This is a genomic window from Cupriavidus sp. 05T313 (assembly GCF_056396665.1).
Window position 1 is genome coordinate 1 of record NZ_JBFTLX010000587.1, and the last position, 544, is coordinate 544.

1 protein-coding gene is annotated in these 544 nt (G+C 62.7%); it reads right to left on the reverse strand.

Features of this window, described 5'->3' with window-relative positions; genetic code table 11:
• Nucleotides 1-296: 296 nt before the first annotated feature.
• A partial coding sequence (locus AC1DKD_RS41875) for a hypothetical protein (protein WP_477144815.1) occupies nucleotides 297-544 on the reverse strand: 248 nt, incomplete at its 5' end.

The window sequence follows — 544 nt, forward strand, 5'->3', positions numbered from 1 at the left end:
GTCATACTGTCCTCCTGGTGTCCGGTTGGGGCGTCACTGTGCCGGGGGGCACATTCGCCATTCAACCACGCCAGATGCGTTTCCGCGCGGGTTTTGCTGCTGGACACCAAGTAGTCCCTAACCTGAATTTCAGGTACCGCTTTCCCTGTCCCCAGCTTGTATTCCCCATTAGCGTGCGGGGCATGAGCACAGATCGAGGGGTATGGGTCAAACCGCTGGACCCTGTTCGCGTGGCGAGGGCCAAAGCCGCTTTTACTACCCGGCGGGTGGTGCCGGAGCGGATAGCATCGCTGGTGTCAGGCGCAGTCCGTCCCCGTTCGGGCGATCTTGTGCTGGCCCGGATCGTACAGTTGGGCCACCACCGCCACATCGAACAGCCAAACGGCCGGCGCGCCGTGCTGCACGATGACGACGAAATCATCGTCACCTATGGTGACCGGTACGCCACGGACCAGTTCGAATCCCGGGTCCCCGCCACCCTCGGCGAAACCCAGCTGGTCGCATCCGGAGGGATCGCCTCGGAGGTACTGAGCAGAAGTATGGC